General features: G+C 62.4%; 12 protein-coding genes. All 12 read right to left on the bottom strand.

The genetic code is table 11. The features are described from left to right. Nucleotides 1-3 precede the first annotated feature (3 nt). The 12 genes from ACRRQW_RS04310 to ACRRQW_RS04255 all read right to left on the bottom strand — a co-directional run bounded on the left by ACRRQW_RS04310 (nt 4) and on the right by ACRRQW_RS04255 (nt 11895). The gene (locus tag ACRRQW_RS04310; protein ID WP_438480027.1) at nt 4-999 is read right to left on the bottom strand and encodes an FAD:protein FMN transferase; all 996 of its coding nucleotides are present in this window, start codon (nt 997-999) and stop codon (nt 4-6) included. An 81-nt stretch (nt 1000-1080) separates the two neighbouring features. Further along, the gene (locus ACRRQW_RS04305) at nt 1081-2001 is read right to left on the bottom strand and encodes a DUF4198 domain-containing protein (protein ID WP_438480026.1); all 921 of its coding nucleotides are present in this window, start codon (nt 1999-2001) and stop codon (nt 1081-1083) included. Between the two features lie 12 nt (nt 2002-2013). Continuing rightward, nucleotides 2014-2526, bottom strand: a complete 513-nt coding sequence (locus ACRRQW_RS04300) for a DUF2271 domain-containing protein (protein ID WP_438480025.1) — start codon at nt 2524-2526, stop codon at nt 2014-2016. A gap of 9 nt (nt 2527-2535) precedes the next feature. After that, entirely contained in the window at nt 2536-3225 is a 690-nt protein-coding gene (locus ACRRQW_RS04295; protein WP_438480024.1) for a PepSY-associated TM helix domain-containing protein, read from the bottom strand. Between the two features lie 20 nt (nt 3226-3245). Then, nucleotides 3246-3932: a DUF4198 domain-containing protein gene (locus ACRRQW_RS04290; RefSeq protein WP_438480023.1), complete on the bottom strand. Its 687-nt coding sequence runs from the start codon at nt 3930-3932 to the stop codon at nt 3246-3248. A gap of 23 nt (nt 3933-3955) precedes the next feature. Beyond that, complete coding sequence (locus ACRRQW_RS04285; RefSeq protein ID WP_438480022.1) at nt 3956-6382, bottom strand: TonB-dependent receptor; 2427 nt, start codon at nt 6380-6382, stop codon at nt 3956-3958. A gap of 4 nt (nt 6383-6386) precedes the next feature. Beyond that, nucleotides 6387-7577, bottom strand: coding sequence for a PepSY-associated TM helix domain-containing protein (locus ACRRQW_RS04280; protein WP_438480021.1), 1191 nt, complete (start codon nt 7575-7577; stop codon nt 6387-6389). 164 nt (nt 7578-7741) lie between these two features. Beyond that, on the bottom strand, nt 7742-7960 hold the full coding sequence (locus ACRRQW_RS04275) for a hypothetical protein (RefSeq protein WP_438480020.1): 219 nt from the start codon (nt 7958-7960) through the stop codon (nt 7742-7744). Between the two features lie 32 nt (nt 7961-7992). Then, nucleotides 7993-8448, bottom strand: a complete 456-nt coding sequence (locus tag ACRRQW_RS04270) for a flavodoxin domain-containing protein (protein WP_438480019.1) — start codon at nt 8446-8448, stop codon at nt 7993-7995. 12 nt (nt 8449-8460) lie between these two features. Continuing rightward, nucleotides 8461-9324 (bottom strand): hypothetical protein, encoded by an 864-nt coding sequence (locus ACRRQW_RS04265; protein WP_438480018.1) that lies wholly within the window; start codon nt 9322-9324, stop codon nt 8461-8463. A gap of 5 nt (nt 9325-9329) precedes the next feature. Continuing rightward, nucleotides 9330-9656: a hypothetical protein gene (locus ACRRQW_RS04260; RefSeq protein WP_438480017.1), complete on the bottom strand. Its 327-nt coding sequence runs from the start codon at nt 9654-9656 to the stop codon at nt 9330-9332. Between the two features lie 19 nt (nt 9657-9675). Next, nucleotides 9676-11895 carry a TonB-dependent hemoglobin/transferrin/lactoferrin family receptor gene (locus ACRRQW_RS04255; RefSeq protein WP_438480016.1) on the bottom strand — a complete coding sequence of 740 codons (2220 nt, stop codon included), beginning with the start codon at nt 11893-11895 and terminating at the stop codon, nt 9676-9678. Nucleotides 11896-12112 lie beyond the last annotated feature (217 nt).

The raw sequence follows: 12112 nt of genomic DNA, 5'->3' as shown, positions 1-12112 counted from the left end.
GGGTTATTCAGCGAGAAAGGCTGCGAACTGGGGCGACCAGCGTTCGCGGTGCCCGTGTGCCGGAAGATTTTCCACGAACATCGCCGCGAGTCCGTGCGTCTGCGCGAACGTCGCGCCGGCTTCCGCGCCGAGCACGAATAGCGCGGTGGCCCACACGTCGGCTTCCATGCAAGTCGGCGCGAGCACCGTGACGCTTTCGAGCGTCGGCTCGATCGATTCGTCGGCGCGCGGATTAACGATGTGCGGGCGCAACGAGTTGCCCGACGTCGCGAGTGCTAGATCGCACGCGGCGGCAACGATCGACGTCAACGCGTGGCCCGCGATCGGCGGCGGTTCGATTAAACACCACCACGGCTGGCCGTCGGGTTTGCAACCGACGCCGCGCGCTTCGCCGCCGATTTCGACGAAACAACTTTCCACGCCGGCGGTGCGCAGCTTTTCGATCGCGAGATCCACGGCGTAACCTTTCGCAATCGAACACAAATCCAGTTCCATGCCGCCGGGTTGAAACACCGCGCATCGCGTCGTATCGAGTGTGACGCGCGCGTAGCCGGAGTGAGTGCGTGCGATTTGCGCGACGGATGAATCCAGCGCGACCACGTGCTCCTTGCCGCTCGGGCCAAAGCCGAGCGCATCCGTGAGCCGGCCGATAGTCGGATCGTAGCGTCCTTCGGTGAGCGCGGCGACTTCGAGCGCGCGTGAAAGCACGACGAATGTCTCTGTGCTGATTGACACCCACGAGTCCCGTGGCGCCGCGCGGTAACGTCCGAGGTCGGAGTCTGTTTCCCACGGACTCATGCGCGCCACGACGAGGCCGAGTGCATGCGTGATGATTTTTTTAGCGTCCGGGCGCGCGAGTGTGGTGCACTCCACCACGCGCGCTTTCCAATACGTGCCCATCGTCGCGCCGCTAAAATCCCAAATCGCGCGCGCCAAATTTCCGCCGCCGATGGGCAGCGAACGGGGAAGCGAGGGAGGAATCAAAACGCGGCGAGACATGCTTTAAAAAAGTGAGCCGAAAAACATGACACGTATTACGTGTCATTTCCTGGGTGGTGGCTGCGGTTGAGTGACTGGCGTTTACTGCGGCAGCACTTCGTAGGTTGCGATGTAGGTGAACGATTTTTCGGAGGGTGCGCCGTGCAACGTGCCGGCGGCGGTCGCGGTGGCTTCGAGCCAGTAGCGTCCCGGCACGGGCCACTCGATTTTTACGATTCCCTCGGCGTCGGCGCGCAAGGTGACGTCGCCGGCTTCGTTGCGATAACGATCGTCGCCGCGCACGACGGTGACTTCGGCGTTGGCGGCGGGCTTGCCATCGATGAGGAAGCGGAACGTCGCGGGCTCGCCGGCGAAAAGATCGTTCGGGTGCGTGACGTAGTCGATTTCGAGCCCTTTGCCTTCGGGCTTGAGCACGTCGGTTGTCGGTTTGCCGAGCGTGACGAAAGTCACGACTTTGCGACCGCCGCTTTCGCGAAGTTTAAAATTCGGTTTTTTCGTGACGCCTTCGGAGACCAGCGTTTCCGGCGTGCCGCGCCAGCGTTCGGTTTTGCCGTTTTCTTCGTAAGTGCCGGTGAGGCCGCCTTGGCCGCCGGCTCCCGGGCCGCCGGATTTTTGCGCGGGCACATTGCCGTTGGCGGGAGCGCCGGGACCGGCGGGTGTGCCGCCGCCCATCGGGCGACGTCCCTGGCTTGGTTTCAGCGACACGACGTAGGTGCCTTGTTTTTGGAGATGCAGTTCGAACGAACTCCGGATTTCGCCCGCCGTGGCATTGGCGATTTCAACGGGCGCGCCGTCCGGGCCTTTCACTTCGATCGACGCGAGTTGCACGGGCCGATGATTCGGGAAAAACAAATTATTCGAAACCGCGGCTTCGAACGAAACCCACTGGTCGGCGCCCGAGTGGACGGTGACGGCGGGGAGAATCCACACGCGATGCGCATGGGCGGAAGAAACGCCGACGAGAAGGGCGGCGCCGAGGGTGAGGAGATGAAGGGTGTTCATAGGTTGGGAAAATCAGTGGGAGGAGCGGAGGGTGATGTTACCGAGTTCTTTTTGGCCGCGGACGGCGGTGTCGACCTGGCCGGACTTCGACCATTTGAAAGGCACGCGCACGAGTTCGCGGTCGCCGACTTCGCGCGCGGCTTCGACGACGAGGACGTATTCGCCATCGACGAGTGTGTTGAGAAGCGTCGCGGGAATTTTGACTTCATGCGTGCCGACCGGCCGCGTCGGGCCGCTGAGGCCGTCGATCGGGAGATCGAGTTCGCGGCCGGATTTGCGCCACCATTGGCGGAGGTCCTTGAGCCACGTCTCGCCTTCGTCGTTCTTCATTTTGACGTCATACCAGACGCCGACGTCGGTGTGGGTTTTGTCCGGGCCTTCGAGCCAGAGCGCGACGTAGGGGCGGTGATATTCCGCGACGTTGAGCTGGGGAATCTCGATGGTCGCGGTGAGTTGCGCAGCCGAGGCGGCGGCGGCCGTGCCGGCAAGTCCGGCGGCGATGTTCGTGAGAGATTTTGCGTTCATATTTTGAAATTAATGGTGAATGAGAAACAGGATGAGCAGCACGGGCAGCAGCAGTCCGGCGGCGACGACGGGCCACGTCATCGGGCGGCGGCGCGCGTGGACGAACAGCAACGCGAGGCCGGTGAGGCAGAAAATCACCGACACGACGGAGAAGAAATCCATGAACAAAATCCACACGGTGCCGGTGTGCCGGCCTTTGTGCAGATCGTTCAGCCAGGAAATCGCGCCGCGCGTGGTGGTTTCTTTGAGCACCCCTCCGGAAGCGCGGTCGATGGTCAGCCAGCCGTCGCCGCCGGGGCGCGGGAGATCGATGTAGATCTCATCGGCGTTCCATTCGACCACGCGCGCGCCAGGATCGGCGGAGAGATTGCGGTCGAGCCAGCGGCGTAATTCGACCGGCAGCGGGCGCTTGGTTTCGGCGGCTTCGTGGTCGGCGACGGCGATGGTTTTGCGCAGATCGTCGGGCAGCGTTTCACGGGTTTGTTTCACCCTCGGCTTGGCGCTGAAGCTGCCCGCGTGGTTGAGCGTGATGCCCGTGACCGCGAAGAACAGCATCGCGGCGAGCGCGAAGGCGCTGCTGACCCAATGCCAGAGATAAAACTGTTTCGTCCAAAACGCCCGACGTGCACTCGGGGTGCGCGCGAGCGGAGCGAAAGGCGAACTTTTGGCGGTCGCGGAGGAAGAATGAGCGGGAGTCATTTCAATCGCCGGAGATCACGTCAGGGCTGCCGCCAGCTGAGCGCGACGGTGTAGCTGGCGAGTTCGTAGGCTTTGCCGCGCGCGTAACCGGGGGCTTTTTCGCGGTGGTTGCAGCTCAAGACGACGAGGCCGGATTTTTTCGGAGTGAACTGAATGCGGCCTTCAGCGTCGGAGGTGAGCTTCTCTTCTTTGCCTTCTTCCTCGCCTTGACCGAGCACTTTCACGGTCGCGCCCGCAAGCGGCTGGCCGCGGAAATAAACGCGGATTTCCCCGGCCTTGCCGGTGGGCAACAGATCGAGCGTGAGCGCGGGTTCAACCGGCGGCGTGGCGCCAGCGGGATGCCAGCGCACGTTCATATTGGGCCAGATGCCCGGATTTTTTACTCGCTGCATCACGAAGAAATTCGTTTCGGCGAGCGTGGGTTTCGCGGGTGTGGCTTTGCCGAGCAGGTAGTGATCGGATTTTTTTTCGACCACGAGCGCGTTGAGTTTGCCGTCCTGGTCAGCGGTCCACGCGGCGGTCGGGATGAGTTCATCGAGATAGCCGGGAGATTTCTCATACTTCTCGCCGACTTCGCCGAACCGGAGGACGAGTTTTTGATCCGGCGTGTCTTCGATCCAGACAGAGTGCGCCCGCGCGAACGGCGCGAGCGCGAGCAAGCTGCCGAGCGCAAGGCCGGCGAGGCGGAAAAACGAATTTTTTTTCATGATGAGTCGCAGGGATTGCGTGATTAGAATTTCGCGGTGAATGTGACCGTGGCGTTGAGCGGTTCGCCGGGGCGGCCGCCGAGGAATTGCGCGAGTTCATAGTAGCGCTCGTCGGTGAGGTTGTTGGCGTTCACTTGCACCGACCAGAAGCTCGCGCTGTCGAAGCGCAGGATGCCGTCGACCGTCGTGTAACGCGGCACGTAAGCCTGCGCGATGCCGAAGGACGTGTCGTTGATCGTGCGGCGACCGTTGTGGCGCACGCCGCCGCCGAGCGTCAGTTTTCCGCCGAAAACTTTGGGCGCGAGCGTGTGCTGCACCCAGATCGAAGCGAAGACGCGCGGCACGCCTTTCTTCAAACCGGTGACGGTGCCCAGGCCGGGATTTTGCTGCGTGTGCGCGTCCTGGTAAGTGCCGTTAAGATTGATCATCCAGCGCTGCGTGATGTTCACGTTGAGATCGAGTTCGCCGCCTTTTGTCTCCTCGTTGCCGTCGTAGCGGAAAGGATCGACGGTAATGTTATAAGTCGGCGACGACGGGTTGCTGTCGTAGAGCGGATTCGCGTAACGCAGGTTGGTGCGCGAGGTTTCAAAATACGCCGCCGAGAGCGCGAGTTTGCCGCCGAGGTATTCCTGTTTTACGCCGACTTCATAATTTTCGGATTCGCTGTCCGGCGGTTGATTGGTGAGGACAACAGAGCCCGTCACGCTGAGCGCGGTGCGGCCTTGGGCAGCGGCAACGAAGAGCGCGGTGTTCGGCAACATGCGCCAGCTCACGCCGGCGTTGTAGAGGAGACCTTGGTCTTTCGACGAAACGGGAATCGGGTCGGCGCCGACCGTGAAGAAATTGTTGTCGTAGTCTTGATCGATCTGATTCCAACCTCCCGCGAGGCGCACGGTGATGTCGTGCGGCAACGTGATGACATCCTGCAGGCCGACGCCGTAAGCCGTGACGTCTTTGGTGTAATCGGAGGTCGTCACGAACGCGTAGTCTTCGAAACGACCGGTCGGCCAGTTCGGGTTTCGCATGTCGAGAATGTAGGGAACGGGATTCGCGGCCGAGCGCGCGTCGTCGCCGTCGTAGAGGCTCCAGCCTTTCGTTTTGTAGTCGCGCCATTCGCCGTAGGTCGTCGCGAGCACTTCGTGTTTCGTCTTCGCAAATTCGAAACGATTTTTCGCCTCGGCAAAATATTGCACGGAGTCCTCGGCGAAATCCAATTTGCGATACTCGGTGCGGCGTAGCGCGAACGGATACAGCACGCCATTGATCACGAGCGGCGCGCGCGGCACGGCGTTGATCACATTGGTGCGATTCCAGTAAACATAATTGAACGCGCCGGTCGTGCGGACGTAGTCGGATTCGTAGGAGCGGAACTGAGCGTAATGCGCGAACGCGGTGTTTTCGCTGAGCGTCCAGTCGTGGCGGAATTTCACGCGAAACTCTTCGCCTTCGGTCGGACGCGTGAGCGGAGAAATGAGACTCGCTTCGCCGAGGTCATAGGGCTGGCCGCCGTCGCCGGCGGCGAGACTGTCGAGGAGTTGCTGGCGTTGCGCGTCGGTGAGTTGGAGGCCGCCGGGGCCGTTCGGGATGTTGGGCAGGGTAGCGTCCTCGGCGGGAACGTTCGCGGGCACGGTGCTGCGAATATCGTAGATGCGCACCGGGTGGCCGTTGGAATCGACCTGCACTTTGTCCGCGATGTAAGCGGCGGTGAACAGCAACGTGTGGTCGCGATTCGGTTTAAACATCAACGACGGATAAAGCTCCGTGCGGTCTTCCGTGAAATTGCGGTAGCCGTCGCTTTCGCGCGTCGAAGCGATCACGCGGTAGCTCAATTTTTCGCTGAGCGGGCCGGTGAGATCGAGTTGCGCGCCGTAGGTATTCCAGCGGCCGAGATAGGTTTCGAATTTGCGCGCGGCGGTCGCTTGCGGGCGTTTCTCCACGAGATTCACAATGCCGCCCGCGGCGCCGATGCCGTAGAGCGTGCCCGCGGGGCCTTTGAGCACTTCGAGGCGTTCGACGTTTGTGAGCGAGCGCACGGTCGCGCCCGAGCCGCCGCCCGAACCGCCCGAGCCGGCGTCGAGGCCGTCGTAGGTGTAGGAAACGGACTGGCCGCGAATGGCGAGTTGGTCGCCGATGCCGTAATTATTTCCCTCGTGCATCAAGCCGCTGATGTTGCGGATCGAGTCTTGCAGCGAAGTCGCGCCTTGCGCTTCGAGCAGTTCCTTCGTCGCGATGCTGACGGACGCCGGCGTGTCGAGCAGCGCGGCGCCGGATTTCATCGGCGTGTAAGCTTGGGAAATTTTTTTCGATTCCCCTTCGACGATCATTTTATCGAGCGTGAAGACTTCAGCCTCTTCTTTGGCGGGCGTGGTTTGCGCGAAGAGGATCGGGGCGTTGATGAGCGCCAGCACACCAAGAAGCGTGCGGGCAGTGAGTGCAGGTGACGTTAACATGAAATTATTGAGTCGTAGGTGCTGACGCGGTGAAGGCCGCGGAAGGCGCGGGCAATTCGTCGGGGGTGGAAATTTCCGGCGCGCGGGCTTTTGGTTTTACGCGAGCGATTGCGCGTTTGGTCCGCCACGCGGCGAAACGTTTCCACGTGAGCACGTAGCCGGTGATGACGAGCGTGAGTGCGGTGATGCACGCGGCGAACGCGATGAAGCGTCCGGGCACGCCACCGATGGAGCCTTGATGCAACGGCAGCACGTAGTTGCGGAGTTTGCGGGCGTGGCTGTAGTTTTTATACTGATCCCAGCGCAGCACTTCGCCGGTGCCACCGTGCAGGTAGAGGCGCGAGCGCTGGTTCTCGCTGTGGCCGGCTTCGCGGATGATGAGCGTGTAAGCGCCGCTGCGGCGACCGGGCGGAAGCACCGCGGTGGTTTCCCAGCCGGGCGCGATGGCGTCGGCTTGGGCGACGGCGTCGTTGAGCGGATAACGCGGCGTGCCGTCCGCGAGTTTCACGACCGGCGCAGGTTCGGGCTTCGGCGCGCCGGAAGCCGTGTAGAAAATATCGCTCGCCCAACGGTAGCTCATCATGAGGCCCGTGACGGAAATAATGAACAACACCGCGAGCGCCCAGAAACCGGAGACGTTGTGCAAGTTCCAGTGGAACGCCTTGCCCTTCAATTTGAAGTTGAAGCGCGTGACGCTCTTCATCGCGCGCAGCGTCTTTGGCCACCAGAGATAAAGTCCGGTGATGCACAGCAGGATGAAAAACACATTGCTGACCGTGACGATCCAGTTGCCGACGGCGCCCGACGACAGGCGAATGTGGAGCAAGAGCATCACTGTGAAAAAATTCGACGGCGTGCGCTCGCTCACGATTTCGCCGGTCTGCGGGTGAACCGACACCGCGTGCGCGCCGGCGACTTGCACCAGCACCGGCTTCGTCGGTTCCGAGGAGAGCACGAGGCCGCCAGGACTTTTGTCAGGGAACTTTGCTTTTACGCCGTCGAGCAACTGCTGCGCGGTGAGGCGCGGCGCGCCCTCGATCAGCGTCACGGCGTTCGCGTGGGGTTCGATCAAGTCGAGAATTTGCGGCTCGAAGGCCATCGCCGCGCCGGTGAGCGCGAGCATGGCGATGACGAGGCCGCCGGCGACGCCAAGGACGAGGTGAACCCAAAACAGGATTCTCTTAAACAGTTTCATGCGGAGGATACAAAGAGGGCGAACGCGTTAAAAGAGAGAGTCCCACCCGCATCGCAGGGCCGTCGATGACGTGGATTCCGAGCCACGACATGCGCATACGGCGTCAGCGACGCGGGTGAGAGAGTCGAACCGGAAGCGGCCCGACAAAAAATGTCGGGGACGAGTCACGGTTTGGAAAATGAAGAGGAGTGGGCGGCGTGCCTCGGTGACGCCGGCGAACTCACGGTGCTGCGCGCGGGCTGCGCACCGGCGAGCGCCGCGAGCAGGAGCATGAAAGCGAATCCGCAAAAAATCCCGGCGATCACCACGCGCACGCTCAAGCGCTGCTCGCGAAGCGTTGCGGGCGGCAGTTGCAGTGAGAGCGTGAGCGGGCGGTGGAACATTAAAATTCTTCCTGATGAAAAATTGCGCGCGTTCAGGCCGCGGCGGATTTGGCGGCGGTGAGCACGGCTGGCTCCCACGCTTCGTAGGGCGCTTCGAATTGCACATCGGCTTCGGCGCGCTCGTGCTGGCGTTGCGCACCGAGTGCGGCGAGGCGTTCGTCGAGGCGGCGGGCGAAAGCGTTGTATTCCGAGTAGGAGTGGTCACCGAGGCCGAAGACGGCGTAGCGCAACTCCGGCAAACGCGGCGCGTTCGCGGCGAGCAATTGATCCTGGAAATCCTGCGCGTCGCCCGGCGGCTCGCCGTCGCCCCATGTGCTCACGATAAAAACCGCGAACGTTTGCGCGGTGAGATCGGTGACTTTTACGTCGCTGAGATTTTTTTGAAACACGTTCCACCCTTCCTGTTGGGCACGGGTGGCGAGGCGGCCGGCGAGCATTTCGGCGTTGCCGGTCATGGTGGCGAAATAGATGGCGAGCGTGGATGACATGATTGCGACGAGTTAGGAGTGAGTGGAAAACGCGGCGCGCAGGGCGGCGTGCCAGCGCGTGGCGTCGGTGGGATGTAGCGAAGCCGCGAGCGTGAGCAGCAGCGTGTTGTCCCCACCGAGCAGGTGGAGTTCGTTGCCGTGGATTGCGGAGCCGCCGAGGGCGAGACGGCGCACGGCGGGCAGGCCGATTTGCAACGTCGTGTGGAGCGCCTGCACGGTGAGAATCGGGCCGTGCAACAGCACGCGGTGCGGATGGATTTCACGGACGTGCGTGAGTTCGGGCGTTTGCAGAATCGCGCTGAACGGGATTTCGGCGTCGTTGAGCGCGGTGATGAATTCCGGCAACAGTTCGCCTGGATCGCCCTCGTCGATGGTCAGGCAGTTGAGCGGCGCGACCGGGAACACGGGCGTTTGGATCAACTCCGTCGCGGCGGGCTCGGGCGTGCGGGCGAAGACATCGAGCAAATAGTCGGCCCACGCGGACGGCGCGCAATCGGGCAGGGCGCAAAGCTGGAGAAAATCGAGGCCGTGAGCGTTGTGAAATTCGACGCGGCCCGGCGTGCCGCAGCACTGGCATTCGCAGAGGCGTCCGCGCGCGGACGTCCCATTCGCGAGATGCAGATGGAGGCTGCCCGTGGAAAAATTGGCCGAGGCGCCGTCGGCGTTCCAAGTGAGCTCGGGAAATTTTTCGATGTGGATCAGGCGGACAAACGCGTGGCGCGTTTGCAGCGCGATCGATTCGAAGCGGCGGGCTGCCGAGAAAATCTTTTGCCAGTCGCGGGTGAGCGCGATGCGGCCGTCGGCGTCGGTGCGAAAACACGGGCCGGGTTTCGACGGACGAGAGGGAGCGGATAAGACAGGAAGCCGGGAGGACATTTTTTTTAAGCTGCTTGGCGACGGCGACGGCCGCGTCGGACGGGGGGAGTGAAGGCGCTCGCGGCGCTGACCAGCACGCTGACGCGGGCGTGCGGGCAGAAACACGCGAGCCGGCAGGCCAGGCACCAGACTTGGTGCTGGCTCGCGGCGAGCTCAGCCGGGAGGTGGAGCGTGATGAGCGGCTCTTTTCCGACAGCGGACGAATGGCGGCTTTTCACCGTGAGCGGCTGGCCGACGTCGCGCGCGCACGCCTCGGCGATTTGCTCGAGCGCGGGCAGTGGCTCGGCAGCAGGCGCGTGGATTTCGCAAACGAGAAGGCGATGAGTCGTCATGGTGAAAGCGTTTGAAATTTTAGAAGCTGAGGTGCGCGCTGAGCGTGGAGTTGAAGCCTGCTTCGGTGCGGCGTTCCTGCTCGCTGAGTTGCGTGACCGTCACGCCGCGCACGGAAGCGTAGCGCCAGTAGCGCTCGTCGGTGAGGTTGTTGAGGCCGAGGCGGAGCGTGAGGTTCGTGGTCGCGCGCCATTGCACCGTTGCTCCGAGAATCGTGTAGCTCGGCGTGCTGAATTGCGTGCCAGTGCCGGGCTGCCCGGACTCGACGTGTTCGACGTTCACGCCCGCACCGAAGCGACCGGAGCGATCGTGATACGCGAGCGAGGCGTAAGCTTTGAGCGGTTCGACGCTCGTGAGGCGCTGGCGCGTGCCGCCGGTGATTTCGTAGTCGCCGCGCGATTTGCCGAGGGAAGCGGTGACGCTGAAGCCGGTAAGGGACGTTTCGAGTTCGCCGAGATCGATGCGCGCCCAAAGTTCGGCGCCGTAGATGCGGGCGCTCGCGCGGTTTTGCGTTTGGAAAACGCCAGACGGCCAGAGCGGGTCGACGATGCCGGTGTTAACGACCTGCTCGATGAAGTTTTTGTAGTCCGTGTAGAACACCGCCGTGCGCACCGTGAGCGCTTTCGCGGGATGGCCTTTGAAACCGACTTCGTAAGCGTGGCTGGTTTCTTCCTTCAGATTTGGATTCGGAATCGTGCGGTAACGCGCGACGGGATTCGTGAAGGTCGCGGTGAGATCTTCCGCTGTCGGGTAACGGAAACCGCGGTTGTATTGCGCGTAAACGTTGAGCTTCTGCGTGAAGGAATAAACGACGCCGAGTTTGGGCGAGAGGGCGACTTCGTCGAACGACGGCGCGGCCTGGCCGGCGGTGACGGCGAGATAGGCAGGCGAGTTATCCGGCGTGAGTTTGAACTGATCCACGCGGACGCCGGGGATGACGCTGAGTTTGGCGCCGCTGGCGAATTTCAATTCGTATTCGTCCTGCACGTAAGCGCCGAGGCGGTCGGTTTCGGTGACGGCCATGCGCGGCTCGCTCGGCGTGGTGGTGCTGAAGGAATTTGTCGTGACGCTGCGCCACGGTTTGTCGGTGTCGGTTTGCGACCCTTCGACGCCGTAGGCGAGGCGGTGGGCGTCGCCGATGGATTTCACGGCGGCGGCGGAGAAGCCGACCGTGTCGTTGTTGAACGCGGTCGTGATATCGCGGTTGCGGAACGTGCCGTTCGCGGCGCTCGCGGGAGTATAGGTGATACGTTCGAGGGCGAGGTCGGTGGTGTTGGCGTCTTGGGAATACACGCGCGCTTCGAATTGATCGAAGGCGACGCTGGAGCCGTTGAACGTGTAGGCGGCGCTGAGCCGGAAGCGTTGCGTGTTGCTGTGTAAATCGAGGCCGGTCGTCGTGGTCGTGCCGCTGGTGACTTCCTTGTTGTCGACGGCGGTGACGGATTCGCGTTCGAAGTTTTCGAGGGCGAGTTCGAAGCGGTGCGGGGCGGACGGAGTCCACGCGAGTTTCGTGAGCACGGCGTCGGAGGCGTAGTCTTCGGGATTCGGCGCGACGCTGCCTTTGTTTTCGAGTTCGTGGCCTTCGTGACGCGAATAAACGACCAGTGATTGCAGCGCGCCGACGGAGGCGGCGAGGGTGCCCGCGTAGGATTGGCCGTCGTCGACGGAGCGGTAACCGGCTTTTGCGCCGACGTAGATCGAATTGTCTTTCGTGAGGTATTGCTCGGGCGATTTCGTGGTGAAGGTCACGACGCCGCCGAGCGCGTCGCTGCCGTAGAGTGCGGACGCGGAGCCCTGGAGGATTTCCAAACGGCGATACAACTCGGGATCGAAATAATCGCGGCCGGTCGGCTCGCTGCCGCCGAGACGGAATTCATCGGGGATGCGCACGCCGTCGACTTGGAGCAACACGCGGTTTCCCTCGATGCCGCGGATGTTGATGCTGTTCGCGCCGCCGCGTTGATACGCAACGCCCGCGCCGGAAAATGAAAATGGCACGCTGACGAGCGGTTCGCCTTTGATGACTTCGTTGAGCGTCACGGCGGAGGTGTCGTCGAGATTGACGACATTGACCGTGCCGGGCGTGGAATTGATTGGGCGCGCTGTGCGCGTGGCGGTGACTACATAGTCATCGAGTTTGAGCACGGACTTTTCCCCGGAGGCAGGAACAGTTTGGGCGTTGAGAGAGACGGCGAGCGCCAGGCAAGTGGCGAAGCCGAGGTGGCGGTTTTTTGTGAACATGACGTGCAGCTATCTGCACAGGTCGCGGCTCGGAAAGTGGATGGGGCGCTTCGCGCATCGCGCGAACTTCTCCCGAAGGCGTCCGCGCGCGCTGCCGGCAGGAAACTGGATTCCGAGCCAGCGGCCTGCGCCCATGCAGCGGCGCGGACGAAGTAAGCACGAACAAAATTAGGACTCAGTCTCAACTGAGTTCTGAAGCAAGTTCGTGAAGTTTTAA

This window comes from Oleiharenicola lentus, from assembly GCF_051660365.1.
Taxonomy (GTDB): Bacteria; Verrucomicrobiota; Verrucomicrobiia; order Opitutales; family Opitutaceae; genus Lacunisphaera; species Lacunisphaera lenta_A.
The sequence above is the reverse complement of the archived record's forward strand: the minus strand, read 5'-3'. Positions and strand labels throughout refer to the sequence as shown.

Bases quoted from the DNA above. Each gene is read 5' to 3' on its own strand.
- ACRRQW_RS04310 (WP_438480027.1), bottom strand. From the start codon at position 999: ATGTCTCGCCGCGTTTTGATTCCTCCCTCGCTTCCCCGTTCGCTGCCC.
- ACRRQW_RS04305 (WP_438480026.1), bottom strand. From the start codon at position 2,001: ATGAACACCCTTCATCTCCTCACCCTCGGCGCCGCCCTTCTCGTCGGC.
- ACRRQW_RS04300 (WP_438480025.1), bottom strand. From the start codon at position 2,526: ATGAACGCAAAATCTCTCACGAACATCGCCGCCGGACTTGCCGGCACG.
- ACRRQW_RS04295 (WP_438480024.1), bottom strand. From the start codon at position 3,225: ATGACTCCCGCTCATTCTTCCTCCGCGACCGCCAAAAGTTCGCCTTTC.
- ACRRQW_RS04290 (WP_438480023.1), bottom strand. From the start codon at position 3,932: ATGAAAAAAAATTCGTTTTTCCGCCTCGCCGGCCTTGCGCTCGGCAGC.
- ACRRQW_RS04285 (WP_438480022.1), bottom strand. From the start codon at position 6,382: ATGTTAACGTCACCTGCACTCACTGCCCGCACGCTTCTTGGTGTGCTG.
- ACRRQW_RS04280 (WP_438480021.1), bottom strand. From the start codon at position 7,577: ATGAAACTGTTTAAGAGAATCCTGTTTTGGGTTCACCTCGTCCTTGGC.
- ACRRQW_RS04275 (WP_438480020.1), bottom strand. From the start codon at position 7,960: ATGTTCCACCGCCCGCTCACGCTCTCACTGCAACTGCCGCCCGCAACG.
- ACRRQW_RS04270 (WP_438480019.1), bottom strand. From the start codon at position 8,448: ATGTCATCCACGCTCGCCATCTATTTCGCCACCATGACCGGCAACGCC.
- ACRRQW_RS04265 (WP_438480018.1), bottom strand. From the start codon at position 9,324: ATGTCCTCCCGGCTTCCTGTCTTATCCGCTCCCTCTCGTCCGTCGAAA.
- ACRRQW_RS04260 (WP_438480017.1), bottom strand. From the start codon at position 9,656: ATGACGACTCATCGCCTTCTCGTTTGCGAAATCCACGCGCCTGCTGCC.
- ACRRQW_RS04255 (WP_438480016.1), bottom strand. From the start codon at position 11,895: ATGTTCACAAAAAACCGCCACCTCGGCTTCGCCACTTGCCTGGCGCTC.